20 protein-coding genes, 2 tRNA genes and 1 other RNA gene are annotated in these 20,230 nt (G+C 28.3%); 6 read left to right on the top strand and 17 right to left on the bottom strand.

Annotated elements, in window-relative coordinates:
* Positions 1–140: 140 nt before the first annotated feature.
* Positions 141–989, top strand: coding sequence for a DegV family protein (locus TY07_RS07330; RefSeq protein ID WP_042397418.1), 849 nt, complete (start codon positions 141–143; stop codon positions 987–989).
* A gap of 152 nt (positions 990–1,141) precedes the next feature.
* Here TY07_RS07330 and recR read toward each other — a convergent pair whose 3' ends face one another.
* From recR to dnaX, 3 genes are all read right to left on the bottom strand, one after another.
* A complete protein-coding gene (gene recR / locus TY07_RS07325) occupies positions 1,142–1,738 on the bottom strand; it encodes a recombination mediator RecR (protein WP_042397416.1) in 597 nt (198 codons plus the stop codon).
* Positions 1,739–1,792: 54 nt separating this feature from the next.
* Complete coding sequence (locus TY07_RS07320) at positions 1,793–2,137, bottom strand: YbaB/EbfC family nucleoid-associated protein (RefSeq protein ID WP_042397414.1); 345 nt, start codon at positions 2,135–2,137, stop codon at positions 1,793–1,795.
* An 88-nt stretch (positions 2,138–2,225) separates the two neighbouring features.
* Complete coding sequence (dnaX, locus tag TY07_RS07315) at positions 2,226–3,854, bottom strand: DNA polymerase III subunit gamma/tau (protein WP_042397411.1); 1,629 nt, start codon at positions 3,852–3,854, stop codon at positions 2,226–2,228.
* A 493-nt stretch (positions 3,855–4,347) separates the two neighbouring features.
* Between dnaX and TY07_RS07310 the strand changes: the two genes are divergently transcribed.
* Positions 4,348–5,139 (top strand): thymidylate synthase, encoded by a 792-nt coding sequence (locus tag TY07_RS07310; protein WP_042397409.1) that lies wholly within the window; start codon positions 4,348–4,350, stop codon positions 5,137–5,139.
* Positions 5,139–5,630, top strand: coding sequence for a dihydrofolate reductase (locus tag TY07_RS07305; RefSeq protein WP_042397406.1), 492 nt, complete (start codon positions 5,139–5,141; stop codon positions 5,628–5,630). Before TY07_RS07310 ends, TY07_RS07305 begins: the two co-directional genes overlap by 1 nt.
* A gap of 61 nt (positions 5,631–5,691) precedes the next feature.
* Here the strand turns inward: TY07_RS07305 and ppcA are convergent, their stop codons facing one another.
* The 6 genes from ppcA to TY07_RS07280 all read right to left on the bottom strand — a co-directional run bounded on the left by ppcA (position 5,692) and on the right by TY07_RS07280 (position 10,888).
* Entirely contained in the window at positions 5,692–7,308 is a 1,617-nt protein-coding gene (gene ppcA / locus TY07_RS07300) for a phosphoenolpyruvate carboxylase (protein WP_042397402.1), read from the bottom strand.
* Positions 7,309–7,721: 413 nt separating this feature from the next.
* An RNA gene (ffs, locus tag TY07_RS17605) (signal recognition particle sRNA large type) lies at positions 7,722–7,986 on the bottom strand.
* A gap of 3 nt (positions 7,987–7,989) precedes the next feature.
* Positions 7,990–8,079 (bottom strand) — tRNA-Ser (locus tag TY07_RS07295).
* 198 nt (positions 8,080–8,277) lie between these two features.
* The gene (gene lgt, locus TY07_RS07290) at positions 8,278–9,051 is read right to left on the bottom strand and encodes a prolipoprotein diacylglyceryl transferase (protein ID WP_042397474.1); all 774 of its coding nucleotides are present in this window, start codon (positions 9,049–9,051) and stop codon (positions 8,278–8,280) included.
* A gap of 11 nt (positions 9,052–9,062) precedes the next feature.
* Complete coding sequence (locus TY07_RS07285; RefSeq protein WP_042397399.1) at positions 9,063–9,533, bottom strand: nucleoside deaminase; 471 nt, start codon at positions 9,531–9,533, stop codon at positions 9,063–9,065.
* Between the two features lie 110 nt (positions 9,534–9,643).
* Complete coding sequence (locus TY07_RS07280; RefSeq protein ID WP_042397396.1) at positions 9,644–10,888, bottom strand: HlyC/CorC family transporter; 1,245 nt, start codon at positions 10,886–10,888, stop codon at positions 9,644–9,646.
* Between the two features lie 222 nt (positions 10,889–11,110).
* On the opposite strand from TY07_RS07280, the gene TY07_RS07275 reads away from it, so the two are divergent.
* Positions 11,111–12,004, top strand: coding sequence for a DUF368 domain-containing protein (locus TY07_RS07275; RefSeq protein WP_042397393.1), 894 nt, complete (start codon positions 11,111–11,113; stop codon positions 12,002–12,004).
* Positions 12,005–12,053: 49 nt separating this feature from the next.
* Here the strand turns inward: TY07_RS07275 and TY07_RS07270 are convergent.
* Both TY07_RS07270 and TY07_RS07265 read right to left on the bottom strand, forming a co-directional pair.
* Positions 12,054–12,128, bottom strand: a tRNA-Arg gene (locus tag TY07_RS07270).
* A gap of 57 nt (positions 12,129–12,185) precedes the next feature.
* The gene (locus TY07_RS07265; protein ID WP_042397390.1) at positions 12,186–12,641 is read right to left on the bottom strand and encodes a staygreen family protein; all 456 of its coding nucleotides are present in this window, start codon (positions 12,639–12,641) and stop codon (positions 12,186–12,188) included.
* Between the two features lie 150 nt (positions 12,642–12,791).
* Between TY07_RS07265 and TY07_RS07260 the strand changes: the two genes are divergently transcribed.
* Together TY07_RS07260 and TY07_RS07255 are read left to right on the top strand one after the other, a co-directional pair.
* Positions 12,792–13,514 (top strand): lysophospholipid acyltransferase family protein, encoded by a 723-nt coding sequence (locus tag TY07_RS07260; protein WP_042397387.1) that lies wholly within the window; start codon positions 12,792–12,794, stop codon positions 13,512–13,514.
* A 408-nt stretch (positions 13,515–13,922) separates the two neighbouring features.
* Positions 13,923–15,530, top strand: a complete 1,608-nt coding sequence (locus TY07_RS07255) for a DEAD/DEAH box helicase (RefSeq protein WP_042397384.1) — start codon at positions 13,923–13,925, stop codon at positions 15,528–15,530.
* Positions 15,531–15,586: 56 nt separating this feature from the next.
* Here the strand turns inward: TY07_RS07255 and TY07_RS07250 are convergent, their stop codons facing one another.
* From TY07_RS07250 to TY07_RS07225, 6 genes are all read right to left on the bottom strand, one after another.
* Positions 15,587–15,892, bottom strand: a complete 306-nt coding sequence (locus TY07_RS07250) for a hypothetical protein (RefSeq protein WP_042397381.1) — start codon at positions 15,890–15,892, stop codon at positions 15,587–15,589.
* Positions 15,893–15,944: 52 nt separating this feature from the next.
* Positions 15,945–16,835: a polysaccharide deacetylase family protein gene (locus TY07_RS07245; RefSeq protein WP_042397378.1), complete on the bottom strand. Its 891-nt coding sequence runs from the start codon at positions 16,833–16,835 to the stop codon at positions 15,945–15,947.
* A 786-nt stretch (positions 16,836–17,621) separates the two neighbouring features.
* The gene (locus TY07_RS07240) at positions 17,622–17,804 is read right to left on the bottom strand and encodes a hypothetical protein (RefSeq protein ID WP_042397374.1); all 183 of its coding nucleotides are present in this window, start codon (positions 17,802–17,804) and stop codon (positions 17,622–17,624) included.
* A 124-nt stretch (positions 17,805–17,928) separates the two neighbouring features.
* A complete protein-coding gene (locus TY07_RS07235) occupies positions 17,929–18,270 on the bottom strand; it encodes a zinc ribbon domain-containing protein YjdM (protein ID WP_042397370.1) in 342 nt (113 codons plus the stop codon).
* 347 nt (positions 18,271–18,617) lie between these two features.
* Entirely contained in the window at positions 18,618–19,349 is a 732-nt protein-coding gene (locus TY07_RS07230; RefSeq protein ID WP_042397366.1) for a MerR family transcriptional regulator, read from the bottom strand.
* A gap of 160 nt (positions 19,350–19,509) precedes the next feature.
* Positions 19,510–20,127, bottom strand: coding sequence for a PepSY domain-containing protein (locus TY07_RS07225; protein WP_052330637.1), 618 nt, complete (start codon positions 20,125–20,127; stop codon positions 19,510–19,512).
* Positions 20,128–20,230 lie beyond the last annotated feature (103 nt).

The raw sequence follows: 20,230 nt of genomic DNA, 5'->3' as shown, positions 1-20,230 counted from the left end.
TCCTTTCAGTCGCTGAGTAAGTTCAATTAACAAAATATAAAATTTTGAATTATATTTGTTAACATTATATTTTCTGTACTTAATTTCAATACTTTGGTATAATATTTTAAATATGTCAATTAATATTGGAGGTGTTTTTTTTGAGTATAAGAATAATAGCTGATAGCACTTGTTATTTACCAAAAGAATACATAGATAAATATAATGTTTCTATAGTTTCACTTAATGTTTTATTAAATGGGAAAAGTTATAGAGAAACAGATTTAGAAAATGATTGGTTTTATAAAGAAATGTCTAAATCACCATCAATTCCTACCTCTTCTCAACCAAGTATTGATGATTTTTATAAAGCAATAGAATCTCAAGTTAAAGAGGGTCATGACATAGTAGGAATATTCTTATCTTCTGATATGAGCGGTACTTTTTCAACATCAAATTTAGTTAAAGAAATGATTTTAGAAAAATATCCTAATGCTAATATAGTAATGTTAGATTCTAGAAGCAATTGTATGCAAGCAGGATATGCCATATTAGAAGCTGCTAAAGCAGCTGCTGATAACAAGTCATTAGATGAAGTTGTTTCTATAGCTAAAAGTGTTATTGAAAATAGTAAATTTATATTTGTTCCTGATACATTAGATTATTTAAAAAAGGGTGGAAGAATAGGTGGTGCAGCTGCTTTATTTGGATCACTACTTCAAATAAAACCTATTTTAACAGTTACTGATGGTAAAACTACTGTACTTACTAAAGTTAGAACAAAGAAAAAAGCCATAGATAAAATAATAGATACAGTTATGGAACAGAATTTAAAATCACCAATAAAAGGCTTAATAGTCCATCATATAAATTGTGAATCAGAAGGCCAAGAATTAGCCAATAAACTACAAGATAAATTAGGAATTTCTAATATAAAAATTCAATCGATAGGTCCTATAATTGGATTACATGTTGGTCCAGGTAGCATTGGTGTAGCATACCACTACTAAGATAGTAATAGAATTGCTAAATGACAAGATTAGAGAGTGACAAGTGATAAGTTGCAAGTTGATAAATAAAGTCAGCCTTAAGCTGACTTTATTTATATTAGAAACTCCTTAGGGAGTTTACCCCTTAATTTGTCACTTGAACTTGTTACTGATTAAATTTCTTTTCTTCCTTCAAGAGCTTTAGAAAGTGTTACTTCATCAGCATATTCTAAATCTCCACCAACCGGAAGTCCTGAAGCAATTCTAGTTACTTTAACTTCTAACGGTTTAAGTATTCTAGATATATACATTGCTGTTGCTTCTCCCTCTACATTAGGATTAGTAGCAATTATTACTTCTTTAATATCTGCACTCATTCTTGCAACAAGCTCTCTTATTTTTATATCTTGAGGTCCTCTTCCTTGCATAGGAGAAAGGTTTCCATGAAGCACATGATATACTCCATTAAATTCTTTAACCTTTTCCATAGTCATTATATCTTTTGGTTGTTCTACAACACAAATTACATTTTTATCTCTATTTGGATTTCCACATATCGCACAAGGGTCTTTATCTGTAAAGTTTCCACATACAGAACAATACTTAATAGTACCTCTTGCCTTTACTAAGGCTGAAGCAAATTCCTTAACTTCATCTTCTGGCAAATTTAAAATATGCAATGTAAGTCTTTGTGCTGTTTTTTGACCAATGCTTGGCAATTTTGCAAATTCCTCAATTAATTTCTCTATAGCAACCGGATAAAAATCCATAATTACACTCCTTTTCCATTAATAAAAGGCTGTCTTTCAACAGCCCATTATCAATTAAAACATTCCTGGTATATTTAATCCACCAGTTAATTTACCCATTTTATTTGAAGTTTCTTCGTCAGCCTTCTTTAATGCTTCGTTAACTGCACTTAGCACTAAATCTTCTAACATTTCAACATCATCTGGATCTACAACTTCTTCTTTTATATTTATAGCTAAAACTTCTTTTTTACCATTTACTTTTACTACAACAGCACCGCCACCAACTGAAGATTCAAACTCTTTAGTTTCAAGTTCCTTTTGTGCTTGTTCCATATCTCTTTGAAGCTTTTGTGCTTGCTTCATTAAGTTATTCATATTTCCTCCCCCAAAACCTCCAGGGAATCCACCTCTTGCCATAAAATATCCTCCTTAAAACAAATAAAATCTATTTTTTATTATATAGTATTTTTTTAATATTTACTAGAATAAAGTGATTCTATACTTTTTATTCATCTATAAAATCTATAAAATCATCGCCAATTTTTTCTCTTAAAATATCCTCTGTACTTTTACTACCTTTATTATCTTCTTCAACTACAAAATTTACTTTAATATTTTCTTGTAATATTTCAGAGAAAACTTCATTAATAATAGGTTTATTTTTACTTTCACTTAATCTATCTCTACTAAATTGATATTGCTTTTCAAATTGAACTGTAACTATTCCATTTGCACAAGCTATTGGCTTTCCAATCTGAATTAATGAACTAATAACCATGGCTCTTCTTGCCTTGAAAGCTTCTAATATATCTCTCCATGCTTTTTGAACATCATTTATTGTAATCCTAGAATCTGAATTTCCACTTAAAGTTTCTTCAATATGTTGAGTTTGAGTAGGCTTCTTACTTTCTACATTATTAATACTTTTCTTTACTGCATTAATATTATTATTTTGAGACTCTACTGTAGCAACCTTTATGCTACCATTCTTTAAATTTTCTTCTAGTTTATTTAATCTAGTTAACATAACTTCACTAGATGTATCATATTCTATTTTACACATTTTAATTATAGCTAACTCACAATATAACCTTGCTTGTTTACTTAACTTAGCATTATTTTCTGCCTCTTGAAGTATTCTTATACACCTCATTATTTCTTCAGCTCTTAATCTAGCACTTTGCTCTTTTATTAAAGCAATATTTTCTTCCGACATATCAAGTACTTCTTCAGGATTATTAGTTACCTTAGCCATAAGTAAATTTCTATAATGAGTAATTAAATCTTTTATAAATAAATATATATCCTTACCAGAATAAATAACATCTTCTATTATTCCTATACTTTTTTCTACACTTCTTTGTATTACTGCATTAGTTAAATTAAATAAATGTTCATTTGTAACCAATCCTAGCATACTAACTACTGTATTATAATCTACATTACCATTTCCCATTGAAATTGCTTGATCTAAGATACTTAATGAATCTCTCATTGCTCCATCAGAAACTCTTGCAATTAAATTTAAACTTCTTTCATCAGCAAGAACATTTTGATCATCTACTATTTTTCTAAGCCTTGCTGTTATTTCGTTGTTATTTATTCTTTTAAAATCAAATCTTTGACATCTTGAAAGAATAGTAATAGGAAGCTTTTGAGGATCTGTTGTTGCTAAAATAAATATAACATTATTAGGTGGTTCTTCTAATGTCTTTAAAAAAGCATTAACAGCACCAGCGGATAACATATGTACCTCGTCCATTATATAAACCTTATATTTTGCTTCTTGTGGTGGATATTTAACATCATCAATAATATCTCTAATTTTATCAACACCATTATTTGAAGCAGCATCTAATTCTGTAACATCTATTGCTAAACCTTCATTTATTTTTCTGCACATTTCACATTCATTGCAAGGCTCTCCATCTTGTAAATTAAGACAATTAAGAGCTTTTGCAAAAACTTTTGCTGTAGAAGTCTTACCTGTTCCTCTTGTTCCACAAAACAAATATGCATGAGCAATTCTATGATTTAATATCTGATTCTTCAATGTTGTTGTAATATGTTCCTGACCTACGACATCATTAAAAGTTTTGGGTCTCCATTCCCTATATAAAGCTGTATATGCCAATACAATCACCTCTTTCTTTGCTGTATTTATCTATTAAGTTATATTATAAATTTCAATTTAGTTAATCTAGGTTAATTGATACTCCAAGCCTCAGATTTGATTAGCAAAAGTTACTTAACCTGTGCTTAATCATCAAATAAAGTTGAGTTTCCTTTAATTATTATAACCAAATTCTATTAATAGTTAAAGATTTTTCCCTGTTTCTAAAGTTTTACTTTTAATTTGCAAGTTCAACATGTATTTCCACGAAAGACACCCCTTTGCAACTTTTGCATAATTATTATTTTTTTATGCATATTATTTTCTTTACCTGCATTTTATTTCTTTTTATTGTTATTTTTTTAACACTCACTTGTATTTTATTTACATTTTATTGTTATTTTTTTAACTTTTAGACAAATAGCTACTTTCATCGACTTATTATTTTTTTCCCTCTGTTTTATATCTATTCATTATAGTAAAATAGTAATTATATATTTAAGGAGGTATTTATATGAGTTTATATGACAAAAAATACTTAAATATAGTTGAAGATATTTTAAATAATGGCTATTACGATAATAATAGAACTGGTATGCCAACTTATAAGCTTCCACATCAAGTGATGCAATTTAATTTGGAAAAGGAATTTCCTATTCTAACAACTAAATTTGTTGCATTTAAGACAGCTGTAAAAGAAATGCTATGGATTTATAGAGATCAATCTAATGATGTAACTAAGTTACAAGAACAAAATGTACACATTTGGGATGAATGGGTTGATGAAAATAATACTATTGGTCGTGGCTATGGTTATCAAATAGCTAAATTCCATCAAATTGATAAGCTTATTGAAACATTAAAGACTAATCCTCAGGATAGAAGAATGCTTATGACTATGTGGAATATAGAAGACCTACCCCATATGACTCTACAACCATGTTGTTTCATGACTATGTGGGACGTAACAGATGGCAAACTAAATTGTATGCTTATCCAACGTTCAGGAGACATACCATTAGGTGTACCATTTAATACATCACAATATGCTGTATTAGTTCATTTAATTGCACAAGTAACTGGACTTAAACCTGGTTTATTTACTCATGTAATTAATAATGCACACATATACGAAAATCAAGTAGAAGGAATGAAACTTCAATTAACTAGAGCTAATGACGAGTATGAAGCTCCAAAGCTTTGGATTAATCCAGAAATAACTAACTTCTATGATTTCACAGCAGATGATATAAAACTTATAGATTATAAATATCATCCTGCAATAAAAATGGAGGTATCTGTTTAATGCTATCTATAATAGTTGCTGTAGCTGAAAACAATGTTATAGGTGGAGATAACAAGCTTTTATGGCATATACCAGAAGACTTAAAAAGATTTAAAGCAATTACATCTGGAAACACAATAATAATGGGTAGAAAAACTTTTGAATCATTGCCTGGCGTTTTGCCTAATAGAAAACATTTAGTTATCACAAGGGATGAAAATTATTCTGTGGATAATGCAAATGTAGAAGTTATCCACAGCTTTTCACAAGTTATTAACATGTATAAAAATTCACCTGAACATGCATTTATTATAGGTGGAGGAGAGATATACAAACAAGTTATCCACAGTGTGGATAAAATATTTTTAACAAAAGTGTATAAGTCATTCCATGGAGATACTACTTTTCCACAAATAGATTTTAATGAATTTAATATTGAATTTAAATCAGAAATTTATACCTGTGAAAAAAGTGGATTAAAATATCAGTTTATTGATTTAATAAGAAAATAAAATACTTCAACTAAAATAAAAAAAGTCGGTAAAACCGACTTTTTTATTTTAAACATTAATTTTATCCAATACTTCCTCTTACTTTACCCATTCTTATAATCCATTCATTAAGAATCTTTAACTCTTCAGTTTTGCTTTGGATTATATCATCTTCTAGTCCAATTAAATGCATTATTATTGGTCTAGTTGTCTTTAATAGAGTATGATAGAATTCATTATCGTTCATGAAATCATAATCTAATCCTAGATTTAATATCTCATTTACATACTTCATATCTTCTTTATATTCTTGTCTTGCAGATTCATCTATTATCTTTTTACTAACACCAGCATTAGCAAATCTTGCTGCAAATCCTAAGTCTTCTCTTAACATAGGATAGAATTCAATTAATTTATCTATACCTTCTTGTCCAAACTTATCTTTAATTTCCTTAAGTCCTCTACCCATTCCTAAAAGCTCTGGCGGCATACCTAATGTATACATAGCTCCTGTAAATGAAATAGCTCTAGGTACCGCATATTCAGTAGAATTATCAATACTTAATATTTCTTTCTTCAACTCTTCATTACTTACTAAGTTAGCTATATTATCAAGGTTAGCAACTTCTCTGTTATATTCTAAACCTGTTTTAGCCTTAGTTAATCTATCTCTATTCTTTGGAATAAAGTCAGATACAAATGAAACAGTATTTATTACCTTTAAGAATGTTGTTAAATAGTGTTTTGATAATATTCCTATGAATTCCTTCATAAGAGCTATATCTTCTTCAGAGAATCTTCTTGGTTTATACATATCCATCTTTTCTCTTAACTCTCTTGCAGCCTTTTTAGTTTCATCAGCACCATGATCATATCTTAACGCAGATTGGAAAGTAAAAGTTCTTACTCCTGCATAAGTTTCTAATATCTTATCAACATTTTCACCAGTAAAATGTCCTCTAAATGGTAATGATCCACATCCTAATATAGGTGCAACCTCTACCCCATGTTCTTCTCCCCATTTATATGCCTTATCGATTGCCATTACAACAGAAAGTACTCCTGATATTAATCCATAAGACATTGCTGTATCTGAACGTGCTATCATAAATCTTAAATAGTCTATATTAAATCCTTTTTCCTTTGAAATTTCATAAAAATCATTTAATATTTTATCAACATTAACTAATGCAGGAACATCTTCAACTAATGGGATTATTCTTACACTATTTTCTTCAAATTTTACTGGATAATTTTTATTTCCTAATTCAATAACAGAATTTACTCTTTCTTGGAATTCAGCTATTTCTTGCCCTGTCTCTACCATTGGTACAACCACTTCTCTTATAGCTTGTACCCCTGTAAGCTGATAAGCCTGTGCATTAGTTTCAACTATAGACATTATACTCATTAACTGTCTAAATACTGATTCCTTATTTGCATTTGGTATTCTAGGTGTTATCCTAACATTTTCACCCGGCACTATACCCTTGCCAATTAAACCTAATGCAATTTGTGATGTTTGATGATAAGGTGTTAATTTACCTTCAAAATCTATCATTACTTCATCAATTCCAAGACCACCTTGCTCTTGAGGTGTTAATCCTTGTATTGCCTCTTCTGGTTCATGTTGGATTGATATGTATTGTTCTACATTATCAGGATGTTGTGTCATCATCGAAGTCGGAAATTTTCTCATTTAAATAGCCCCCTTAAATCTTTTTGAATTTCATATTTTTATTATATTTCATTTTTATATGGTTTTACAAGAGTTTTATTTAAAAAATGCAATTTTTAATACTTTTAACTTGCATTTAATATTTTTATATTATCATTTAGTTAACTTAAATAGTTATGTTTTTTAATATTTTCCTTTTTAAATTTAAAAAAGGACAGAAAAATAGGGATATCTCACAAGAGATTTCCCTATTTTTCTGTCCTATTGTTTTTTTGTCCTATATTGTTAATCCTATTGAAGAGTAACCTTAATTTAATAAATAAATTTGAACGAAAAATGAAATATCATTTTTCATAATTAATTTTCATTTTAATTAAAATTGTTTATAAACATTAAAAAAGCCTTTCTTTCTAGCAAGAAAGGATAATTTAAAACCGTACACCTCACTTTGACAGTAACCTCTAAGCGTTACCTATGTAGTTAACTCAGGTAAGATTGATCCACGTCACACGCAGGGGCTGCTTATCGCTGCTTTCTTCCGAACCTGACGAGGTTCACAGTCTTACGTCGCGTGGGACCCGACCCTCAACATCACTTACATAGGGCAGTCCAGAAAGATTAAAAGCCTCGGTGAGGAATTCAATCCTGCTATAGCGGATTGCAGGTTATAGGGCACCGCTAACTCCCCATCTAGTACGGCTATGGCGGAGAAAGTGGGATTTGAACCCACGATAGAGTTTCCCCTATACACGCGTTCCAGGCGTGCTCCTTCAACCACTCGGACATCTCTCCATATCACATATCTAGAAATTAATTAAAACATTTTTTATTTTACTTAATCTTGATACTTTCTCATTCTAACATAAATATTATTGTAGTTCAATAGAAAGATTTACTTTCATAATTCATCGTAAATCTATAAATGCGACTCGCAGTTTATCACTATATTAGTTTACCACTTCGAGTCGCATTTATTTATTTTTATGATATTTAATTTTTGCTTTTATTTTTATTATTTTTTATTGCTATAAATATAATTAAAACTCCAAAAATAATACCTATTAAGCTTATTATTTGAGCAGTTCTTAATCCAAAGAACATTAAGCTATCAGTTCTTAATCCTTCTATAAAGAATCTTCCTAACGAATAAAGTACCATATAACTTCCTATTACGATACCATGTTGCTGTTTCTTTTTATATAAAATAAATATTAATAATACAAATACAACTAAATCCCAAATAGATTCATATAAAAATGTTGGGTGATAATATGTTCCATTTATCAACATTCCTCTTTGAATAAATTCAGGGAATTTACTTATAAACGCTTCTGTAACTGGGCCTCCATGAGCTTCTTGATTCATAAAATTTCCCCATCTCCCAATTGCCTGAGCTAATATTACTCCTGGCATTATCACATCAATATATTCAAAAAAATTAATCTTCTTAATCCTTGTAAATATATATGCAACAACCAATCCACCAATTAACCCTCCATGAATAGCCATACCACCATTTCTTATATTTATTACATCTAAAAATGAATGATAATTTTTATATTCAAAGGCCACATAATAAAGCCTAGCTCCAACTATCGCAAATGGAAAACTCCATAAAAAACCATCAGTAATAATATCAAAATCTAGTCCTTTTTTCTTTGCAAGAATATACGATACAAAAAATGCAACTAATACGCCTCCTGCAATAATGATTCCATACCACCTTATAGGCTGACCAAATAGTTCAAATGCTACCGGATTCATTGCTACTGGATTCATCTCTTATCCTCCCCTTTTTCTATTAATTTTCTTTGTCTTCTTTCATAAAAAAACTTACTTATTAAATCGCTACATTCTTTATTATAACACCAATTTACCTTTACATAAGTATTAAAAATATCATAATCTAAAATATTTAAAATTGTCCCACAAGCCCCCATATCTTTATTAAATGTTCCAATATATAATTTTGAAATTCTTGCTTGCCCAATTGCAGATGCACACATTGAACAAGGTTCTAATGTTACATACATCTCTGCCCCATTTAATCTCCAATCACCTAATACCTTGCAAGCCTCTTCAATAGCTAATACTTCAGCATGTGCCAATACTGACTTATTTGTTTCCTTTAAATTATGAGCTTTAGCTATTACTTTATTATCCTTTACTATTACAGCCCCTACAGGAACCTCCCCCTTTAAATAAGCCTTATTAGCTTCTTCTAGAGCAATATCCATATAATTCATTATGTCATTTCCACCTTTTATTGGCTAAAATTTAAGAGCTAAGTGCCATTGATAAAATTCATTTTACCATTTAAAACTCTTAACTCTTACCTTATTACTTCAATTAGTAACTATGTGTAAATTCTTACTTTTTTAATTCTATTCTTATCAACTTCTTCAACAACAAATCTTATTTTGTTTAAAGTTACTTCTTCTTTATTATCTGGGAATCTACCTAATTCTCCTATAATTAATCCACCAACAGAATCAAATTCTTCTGACTCCATATTTACTCCAATTAATTCACTTATATCATCAAGTTTGGCACTTCCATCTACTATATATTCATCCTCTTTTACAACTTCTATTTCCTTATCATAGTCGTCATATTCATCTTCTATATCGCCAAATACCTCTTCAATTAAATCTTCTATAGTTACTATACCAACGGTACCACCATATTCATCTAAAACAACACTTAAATGATTTCTGGTTTTCTTCATTTCATTAAATAATTCCTTAATTTTTTTAAATTCAAATGTATAATAAGGTTCCCTCATATAATCAGAAACTTTAAATCCTTCTTTGTTTTGACCTGCTATAATTAAATCCTTAACATACAAAACTCCAACTATATCATCAATCGTTTGATTATATACAGGTATTCTAGAAAACTGCTCTGTTTTTATAACTTCTAAAACTTCTTCGTAAGTAGCTTCGGTATCTACTGCTACAATATCTACTCTTTGAACCATAACATCTTTAGCTTGAGAATCTGCAAAATCAAAAACATTGAAAATCATTTCTTTTTCAACATCTTCAAGCACACCTTCTTCTTCACTAACACCTACCATAGTTCTTAATTCTTCTTCTGTTATAAATGGTTCCGTAGCCTTCGGATCTCCACCTAATAATCTTATAAATAAACTTGATATAAACGAAAATATTCCTATAAAAGGTTTTAATATTTTAACTATTATATTTATTGGTTTACTTACTTTTAACGATACTTCTTCAGATTTTTGTTTTGCTATTGACTTTGGAGTTATTTCTCCAAATATAAGTACTAATACTGTCATTACAGCAGTTGCTACTCCAACCCCACTTGGACCTACTAAAGAAACAAATAATGTTGTAGCTAATGATGATGCTAAAATATTGACTATATTGTTGCCTATTAATATGGCTCCTAATAACTTATTTGGGTCTTCTGTTAACTTTTCAACCAACTTAGCTCCCTTTACTCCCTCTTCCACCATATGTCTAATTCTTATTTTACTTAGTGCCATAAGGGCGGTTTCTGACATTGAAAAAAATCCAGACAATACAAGTAAAATTATAAGTACTATTATCTGCCACACTTGACTGGGTTCCAAAAAAATCACTCTCCTAGTAATTTAATAAAATATTTTTGATATTTATTATATCATACGTTAATACTATATGATATAATTTACCAATAAATAAACACAAATTTTACATTTTATTTCAATAGAAATTTTAATATTTTTAATATTAATTTAATAATAATGTGCTATTATTTTTTTATTTTTAGTATTATAATTTTATACTTAACATATTTATTTTGAGGTGATATTGTGTATATTATTAATTTTATCAGAGGTTTTTTTATGGCCTTAGCTGATAGTGTACCTGGTGTTTCGGGTGGTACTATTGCTTTTATATTAGGGTTTTATGATGATTTTATAGGCTCTCTAAACTCATTAATATCAAAAGATAGCAAAGAAGATAAGAAAAAGGCTTTATTCTTTTTAATTAAGTTAGGAATCGGTTGGGTAACTGGTATGGTTTTATCTGTACTAATACTATCTTCTATATTTGATTCACACATCTATAGTATAAGTTCACTATTTACTGGATTTATAATAGTTGCAATTCCATTAATAATTAAACAGGAAAAGGATTCTTTAGTAGGTAAATATAAAAATATTATTTTTACCTTAATCGGTGCTCTAATTGTTGGACTAATTACGTATTTTAATCCTGCAGGTACTAATGGTGGCATGAATCTTTCATTAGGAAGTTTAAACTTTGGACTTGGTATATTTGTATTTGTTGCTGGATTAATTGCTATTTCTGCTATGGTTCTACCTGGTATATCAGGTTCAACTTTATTATTAATATTTGGACTTTACACAGGAATTATAAGTGCAATAAAAGAAGTTTTATCACTTAACTTTTCTTATTTACCAGTATTAATAATCTTTGGATTAGGTGTAATTACAGGTATTTTAAGTACAATTAAAATAATTAAATTCTTATTAAGTAAATATAGATCTGCTATGATTTATTTAATATTAGGATTAATGGTTGGATCTTTATATGCCGTATTTATGGGACCTACTACTTTAGAAGTCCCTCAACCAGCAATGAATCTTTCAAACTTCAGCTGGATATTCTTTATTATAGGCGGATCTTTAATAATAGTACTGGAAAAATCAAAAGATTTTTTAGAAAAGAAATCAAAATAATATAAATAAAAATCGCTAAGAAACTTAAATTTCTTAGCGATTTTTATTATGGTACTCCCAACAGGAATCGAACCTGTATCTATCCCTTAGGAGGGGACTATTCTATCCATTAAACTATGAGAGCAAGATCCATAAGTATATTTTATTACACTCATTTGCTTATGTCAATTTTTTCTACTTACTATTCTTTATATTTATAATCCTTTATTTCACCCCAATCTTCTATAACATTATACTTTTCATTTTTTGATTTAAAATACACTATTATATGCGCCTTATACAGCATTTTATTATTTTCAAATAGCATTTTATCTCCATATACAATAGCATTAAGAGCAAGTGGTAAATCCTCTCTAAATATCTTATTCCTTATTATTATTTTTGGAAGTGAACTTCCATTATCTACTTCTAATTTTACCTTTAAATAATATTTATCACTCTTTTCCCAAAAAGCTAACACTTCATCCCTTATATTATAATCAATACTCTTATAATCATAAGTTTTACCTATAGTTAAAAATAAATTTCCGGTTCTATCACTATGTGTTAATGTATACTTTCTCGGAATCTCTAATTTATTCCTATCTACTTCATCCCTATATATAACCTTTAATTTTTTAGGATTAAATTTAAACATTTATCTTTTACTCCAAAATAAATTAATTTTAAGATTAGTATATGAATATATTACTACTTAGTTTAATATTTTTACTTCAAAAATATTACTTTTTATATATACTTTATAGTATACTTTACTTAACATTTAAATTTGAGGAGTGGCAAAATTATGATTAGAACTATAATTTGGTACATATGGTTTTTTCTAAGCTTAATAATAAGCGTACCATTTACATTTAGAGTTAAATATTTAATTAAAAAAAATAGAATAGACGAAAGTGAAGCATTAATATATAAATGTACTACTACATGGGCTAATTCATTGTTGAAAATAGCTGGTGTAAAAGTTAATGTTCATGGTGTTGAAAATATCCCTAAAGACAAGACAGTATTGTTTGTAGGTAACCATCAAGGTAACTTTGATATTCCTATATATATCACTCAAATTCCTGAAGTCATTGGATTTATTTCAAAAATTGAAGTTGAAAAAATCCCTCTAGTTAGAACTTGGATGAATTTTATGCATTGTATATTCATGGATAGAAGTAATCTTAGAAAATCAGGTGAGGCTATAATTAGAGGCGTTAAGTCTTTAAAAGCAGGTCATTCATTAGTTATATTCCCTGAAGGAACAAGAAGTAAAGGCGGTCCAATGAAGGACTTTAAAGCAGGTAGCTTTAAATTAGCAACAAAATCAAAGAGTCCTATAATTCCAGTTACTATGGATGGTTCTTATAAGATTATGGAACATGGTGATGGTCCTTGGTTTAAACCAGCTACTGTAAACTTATATATTCATCCCGCTATAGAAACAGCTTCTTTAACTAAAGAAGAACAAGATGAATTACCTAAGAAAGTACAAAATATAATTGCATCTAAATTATCTAAATAAAAACAGGTCGTACAAGTTTAGAGTTGTACGACCTGTTATATTAAGATGAGGTCAATCTCATCTTTTTTATTGTAAAAAAATAGAGTACATAGGTAGATAAACTTCCCACATACTCCATGACACAATAACACAATATTTAAAATTTAAGTAATGACTATTTCCATTGCATATTTTGAACTATTTTCGGCCAATTGTCAATTATATTTTTGTGGAATTTTTATTTTTGCCAATGAAAACATTACCATTTTTTGATTAAATGAAAAATAAACAACTATTTCATATTTTACAATAAATACTTAGTGCATTAATTATATTTTTGCTATATACTTAATAAAGTCGATTGATGAGAGATAATTATTTAAATAATTTGAAATAAATAAAAAAATACATGAAAAAAGAGGATACTATATGACGAATTTAACATTTAATGATTTAGGCTTAAAGGAGACTTTAGTAAAAGCTATTGATGATTTAGGTTTTACTACACCATCTCAAATTCAGGCCGAAGCAATTCCAGTTGCCCTTTCGGGAACTGATATTATAGGGCAAGCTCAAACTGGTACAGGAAAAACAGCAGCATTTGGCTTACCTATATTAAACAACTTAACAGTAAAAAATGCTATTGGTTCAATAATACTAGCTCCAACAAGAGAATTAGCAATACAAGTACACGATGAATTAGTAAAATTAACTAAGTACGAAAAATTAAACATCGTTGCTGTATACGGTGGTGCACCAATTCATCTTCAAGCTAGAGATTTAAAGAGAGCTAACATTGTAGTTGGTACACCTGGTAGAGTTTTAGACCATATAAGAAGAGGAAATTTACCGCTATCTTCAGTAGAGTTCTTAGTTTTAGATGAAGCAGACGAAATGCTAAACATGGGATTCATTGATGATATGGAAGAAATAATGAAGAGCATTCCAGAAGAAAGACAAACTCTTTTATTCTCTGCAACAATGCCTCCTCAAATAAAGAAATTAACTAAAAAATACTTAAAAGATGATGCTCAACATATCGCTATAGCAAGAAAGGAAATGACAGGATCTACAATTACACAAAACTTCTTTGAAGTTAACGGATCTCAAAGATTAGAAGCACTTTGTAGATTAATAGATCTTGATAATCCATCTGCTGGTATCATCTTCTGCAGAACTAAAAAAGGTGTTGATGATTTAGTTGCTGCAATGCAAGCAAGAGGATACATGGTTGAAGGTATGCACGGAGACATGTCTCAAGTTCAAAGAATGAAAACTTTAGCTAAGTTCAAAAATGGTTCTTTAAAATTCTTAGTTGCTACTGACGTTGCTGCAAGAGGAATTGACGTTGATGGAGTTACTCACGTATTTAACTATGAGTTACCTCAAGATATTGAATCATATGTTCATAGAATTGGTAGAACTGGTAGAGCTGGTCGTGAAGGAACTGCTTACAGCATAATTACTCCTAAAGAATTTGGATTCCTTAAACAAATTAAAAATGTTACTAAAGGTAATATTGAAAAAAGACAAGTACCTACAGTTCAAGAAATATACGATGCTAAGTTCAAAGCAATGACAGAAGAAGTTTCTTCAATAATTGAAGCTGAAGACTATTCTAAGTTTGTTAATGTTGCTACTCAATTAACTGAAACTCATGATTCTGTAAAAGTTATAGCTTCATTACTTCAAAGCCAATTTAAAAATCAACTATCTTTTGATTACTCAACTGATAAACTTGAAGCGCCAGCTAAAGTTAAGGGAAATGACGTTAGATTATTCTTCTCAGCTGGTAGAAGAGATGGCTTAACTATTAAAAACTTAATCAATTACATTAAGGATAATGCAAAAGTAGGAGCTTCTCAAATAAGAGACATAGACATAATGGAAAACTTCGCATTTGTTAATGTTGATGATGCTATTCACATGCAAGTACTTGAAAAGTGTACTGGTGGAAAAATCAATAAGAGAAGAGTTAACGTTGAAGTTTCAACTAACAACAAAAAGAGAAGCAGAAACAAAAGATCTTCTAAATAATTTATATTAATATAATTACAATGCCCTATAGATGTTTCTATCTATAGGGCATTGTTTTATTTTTTTATCTTTAATTTTACACCTTCAATTAAGTATTCTAAATGACTTACATCATAATATTCTCTTTTAATTAACTTTATTCTTTCTTCTGCTCTTTGAATAGTTTCTAATGCTTCACTATAATCCTTTGCTTTCACTGCACTATTAGCATACTCTATTAAATAATCTATTTTTAAAACAATTTCCGCTAATTCTTCTTTGTCATCATTAACTAAATCCAGTAAAAGATTATATACTTTAGGTGAAACTTTATTTCTTGAATCTCTTAATAAACTGTTATTTTTACTTGTTATTTTTGCCACTACTATCCCTCCAAAGTATTATTTTTTTCGTCATTTATAGTATAGCTTATCTTTAATTAATATACTCTGAAAATATTGAAGCAAAGCTATCAATACTCATTGGCGATATTCTAACTCTCTTTAAAGTATGAATCCCATCATTTATCGAAGCTATTCCCCCTTGAGTTGTTACTGCTGCCTTTATTCCTAACTCTTCTTCTATAGCAATAGTTTCATCATTATATTTTCCTACTGGATAACAAAGATAATTTCCATCTGAACCAATGACATTTCTCAAATAGTCTTGTGCTCTTTTAATTGAATCATATGCATCTTCTTTTGACAATCCATTTAATTCTAAGTGATTTGCCGTATGATTTTCTATAGACATTCCTGCAGCTTGCATTTCTTTTAAATTATCTGATGACATATAATAACCATTGTCTACTCCATCAGTTATTATGAAAAAAGTAGCTTTTAAATTGTGATTTTTTAATGATGGAAAAGCACTACTATAATTATCTGCATATCCATCATCAAACGTTATAACAACAGGTCTCTTAGGTACTTTTCCAGTCTCCATAGCTTCTAAAGCTTCATCTAAATTCATTGCAGTAAAATTATTAGCTTCAAGCCATGCCATTTGCTCTTCAAACATTGCAGGAGGAACTAATAAGTTATTACTAGGATCTTCATCACTTATTGAATGATACATAAGAATAGGTATTCTTACCTCCTCTGGGGCTATATTTATATACTCAATTTGAGCTTGATCTTGCTCTTCTGTATTACCACATTTATTAGGATTCTCTTGCTGTTCTTCAGTAGTTTCTTGACTTCCTGTTGCTTGTTCTTGATTTGTTTCATTTATATTTTCCTCTTTTGAAACTTCATTTTTTCCACAAGCTATCATTCCAAAAGTTATCAACAATAAAAATGTAATTGCTATAAATCTTTTTTTCATTTTATATTCCCCTTTATCTATTTATTTTTTCACTTATGTAATTCTATCTTAAATGTTTAATTTTGTAAATAAATTATACAAATTCATTTATGAAAGATTTTTTTATAAATATTTCATTTTTTATTATCACTAGCATTTATTTTTAAATTTATTTATATAATTTTTACTCATTTCTTTTTTACTGCATTTTACATATTTTGCTTTAAAATTTCATATATTTTATATTATTATATAAATTTTATATTATATAATAATATATATATTGGTTTTTTTATTAAAATATAAATCACCTTGTTTTTGTTTTTAAAATAAATATTCTATTAAATATTACAATATTTATTTTGAAAATATTCTTAATAATCAATAAATTGAATTAGTTTATTGATTATTATTCTTTTACTTATTTTGGATATAATTTATTTATAGAATTTATATAAAAACAGAGGTGAAGACATTTTTTTACAAATTTTCTTATGTATTATAATGGATTTTTTTCAAAAAATATCAAAATACTACATTATGTTAAATAAATCAACATTTTACTAATTTTAGTGTTCATTTGTATTATTTTATCTCCCTGTATTATTAATTATCGTTTAATAAAAATAGGTGTATATATATTTATTAAATACATGGTAAGAAATTAATAAATTAGATGTTGTATAATAAAATTTATAGATGGATATAAACTTATAAATTAAGTATTTTAATTAATTTTCCCCATAAATCAAATTAATAATAAAAAAAGTATCTAGTTTTTATACTAGATACCATAAAATAATACTTTTAGACTTCTTCTTTTAGTATTTTATTTAATTTATTTTGAACTAACCATAATTTCTTTTGCTTTCTGTTAAATGCAACCATTTTATTCTTATTATTTTTGCTTTCATCAAGCAACTTTATGTACTTTTCATCAGCTATTTTTAAAGCATCTTCTATTACTAAAAGTTCTTCCTTAGTGAACATAAACTATCGCCTCCAAAAACTTAATTTTTATTTTAATTATATCATACAATATAAATTTTATATTACTACAAGTAAAAAGGACTGCTTAACTTTAATATAAACAGTCCTTATATATTATCTCTAATTATATCTTCTTAACTACTGATGATTTAAGCTTCATTGCTCCAAATCCATCTATTTTACAGTCTATATCATGACCATCTGTTACATCATAAAGTAGACGAATATTCTTAACTTTTGTTCCTTGCTTTAATGCTGATGTAGCACCTTTAACCTTTAAATCCTTGATTATTGTAACAGTATCACCATCATTTAAAACATTTCCGTTAGCATCTTTTATAACACTTGCTTCTTCTTCAGCCGCTTGGCTTGCAGCAGTCCATTCATGACCACATTCTGGGCAAATTAAAAGATTTCCATCTTCATAAGTATATTCTGAATTACATTTTGGACAGTTTGGTAACATAATTTCATTTCCTCCATTGCTATCTCGTTATTTAACTACATATTAGTATCCTATGCATTAATATATACTATCATACTATTCTTTTATTGACAAACCGTTGTCAATTCCTTTAATTTACTTATTTCTATTATTAAAAATCATTACTATTATTATCCGTAAAACTCAAAATAACTCATTTAAATCTTATTTTTTATTTAAAATATAAAAATAGCCTAACACTTAAGGGGGACTCTCGTGTTAGGCGCCTTTATATTTCAAAAGGAGGATTATTATTAATCATTAATTGTTTTGCATTAACTACTTTATGTGTTTATAATAATCCTCCTTTGTGTCATTTAAGTGTCATATTATTTTGAACAATAAATCTTTATTGCTTCTGCCATAAGTTTAGCAGTTCCTTCACCATTCTTATCTAGATTTTCTTTAAATCTTTCATCCTCCACATACATTAAACCTAATCCAGATAATATCTCATTTGTACAAGTATAGAAATTATCAGTAATATACTTTTGCCATCTTCTAACTAATTCTTGCACCTCTTCACTTCCTGGATCAGAATTTCTTAATTCAGCAAACCCCTTAAATATCTCACTTGTCTCTTGATTAATGTCTCCCCATTTTTCTTTATTGTAACTACTTGTTTTCTTTTCGCTTTCTTCATACGCTTTAGAAGTTCCCCAACGTTCTTTTACCTCTTTAGCATATTTCTTTTTATTTTCTTCTATTTCATTCATATCAAATTCTTTAAAGCTCATATTATTATCTCCTTCTATTCTTTTTTCTATTAATTTTATTAATCCTTCTATCCTTTGTCGTTGCTGAATTAGCAATTCTTTTTGTTTTTTAAGTGCTTCTTCTTTATCATAATTGGGATTATTCATTATTTCCTTTATTTGACTTAGAGGAAAATCTAGTTCTCTGAAAAACAGTATTTGTTGTAATATTTCCAGATCTTCTCTAGAGTATAACCTATAACCAGCCTCTGTTATTTCACTTGGTTTTAATAGCCCTATTTCATCGTAATAGTGCAATGTTCTTACCGTTATTCCTGTTAACTTTGCTACTTCGCTTATCCTCATTAGCTTTATATACCTCCTTTCATAAATTATTTTGTTTATCTTAGCTACAAATATAATTTTAATTTATCACGTAACGTTAGAGTCAATACTATTTTTAAGCTTAAATTATCTACTAAAAAAAGGCACCTCTCTCTAAAGAGTGGCACCTTCTCTTAATATATTAATCTTGCTCATACCCTAATATATCTCCAGTATTAGCATTTATTTCATAACTATATTCTCTATTATTATAATAGAATTCTACTTCATATTTTTGTATCCCATTATCATAATCTAATTCTGTTCTTGAAAATATAACTTGATTGCTTGTTAAATTTGCATGGTTTAATGCAATCTCCTTTGCTTGCTCTATTGAAATATTAGCTGTGCTATTTAAATTATTTTGACTATTATTAATAACTCCTTCTAAATCATATTGAATTATTTGTCCATTAACCGCATTAATATCATAATCATATTTTTGATTATTATAATAAAATTCTATATTATATTTTTCTATTCCATCATCAAATTCACTTTCAGTTCTAATAAATGAAACTTGCTCTGCTGTTAATTTTGCATGGTTTAGTGCTATTTCTTTAGCCTGATCAATTGTTATCTTATTAGCCCCAACAACTTCATTATTTGTTATACCTGAGTTTGTTTCAGTTTGATTTGTTGTATTTTGATTTGTTGTACTCTCATTCGTTGCACCTGAATTTGATACACCTGAGTTATTACACCCTACTAAACTAATAGAAATTATTATCATAATTGCTGCTAATTTTGCCTTTTTCATTTTATCCTCCACTTATATACATCTTTTTATTAATATTTTTATCTATGATATCCCAAAATATTATAAAATTTTCATTAAATATAGATAATTAATTTTCCCTACT

The sequence above is a fragment of the Clostridium saudiense genome, assembly GCF_000577815.1.
GTDB classification, from domain to species: domain Bacteria; phylum Bacillota; class Clostridia; order Clostridiales; family Clostridiaceae; genus Clostridium; species Clostridium saudiense.
This window is presented reverse-complemented; position numbering and strand designations above follow the sequence as displayed.

What these genes read in the sequence shown, in the direction of transcription:
- recR (WP_042397416.1), bottom strand. Translation starts at nt 1,738, where the DNA reads ATGGATTTTTATCCGGTTGCTATAGAGAAATTAATTGAGGAATTTGCA.
- ppcA (WP_042397402.1), bottom strand. Translation starts at nt 7,308, where the DNA reads ATGAGAAAATTTCCGACTTCGATGATGACACAACATCCTGATAATGTA.
- TY07_RS07255 (WP_042397384.1), top strand. Translation starts at nt 13,923, where the DNA reads ATGACGAATTTAACATTTAATGATTTAGGCTTAAAGGAGACTTTAGTA.
- TY07_RS07225 (WP_052330637.1), bottom strand. Translation starts at nt 20,127, where the DNA reads ATGAAAAAGGCAAAATTAGCAGCAATTATGATAATAATTTCTATTAGT.
- TY07_RS07285 (WP_042397399.1), bottom strand. Translation starts at nt 9,533, where the DNA reads ATGAATTATATGGATATTGCTCTAGAAGAAGCTAATAAGGCTTATTTA.
- TY07_RS07320 (WP_042397414.1), bottom strand. Translation starts at nt 2,137, where the DNA reads ATGGCAAGAGGTGGATTCCCTGGAGGTTTTGGGGGAGGAAATATGAAT.
- TY07_RS07265 (WP_042397390.1), bottom strand. Translation starts at nt 12,641, where the DNA reads ATGTTTAAATTTAATCCTAAAAAATTAAAGGTTATATATAGGGATGAA.
- TY07_RS07245 (WP_042397378.1), bottom strand. Translation starts at nt 16,835, where the DNA reads ATGAAAAAAAGATTTATAGCAATTACATTTTTATTGTTGATAACTTTT.
- TY07_RS07260 (WP_042397387.1), top strand. Translation starts at nt 12,792, where the DNA reads ATGATTAGAACTATAATTTGGTACATATGGTTTTTTCTAAGCTTAATA.
- TY07_RS07235 (WP_042397370.1), bottom strand. Translation starts at nt 18,270, where the DNA reads ATGTTACCAAACTGTCCAAAATGTAATTCAGAATATACTTATGAAGAT.
- TY07_RS07310 (WP_042397409.1), top strand. Translation starts at nt 4,348, where the DNA reads ATGAGTTTATATGACAAAAAATACTTAAATATAGTTGAAGATATTTTA.
- TY07_RS07230 (WP_042397366.1), bottom strand. Translation starts at nt 19,349, where the DNA reads ATGAGGATAAGCGAAGTAGCAAAGTTAACAGGAATAACGGTAAGAACA.
- TY07_RS07240 (WP_042397374.1), bottom strand. Translation starts at nt 17,804, where the DNA reads ATGTTCACTAAGGAAGAACTTTTAGTAATAGAAGATGCTTTAAAAATA.
- lgt (WP_042397474.1), bottom strand. Translation starts at nt 9,051, where the DNA reads ATGAATCCGGTAGCATTTGAACTATTTGGTCAGCCTATAAGGTGGTAT.
- TY07_RS07305 (WP_042397406.1), top strand. Translation starts at nt 5,139, where the DNA reads ATGCTATCTATAATAGTTGCTGTAGCTGAAAACAATGTTATAGGTGGA.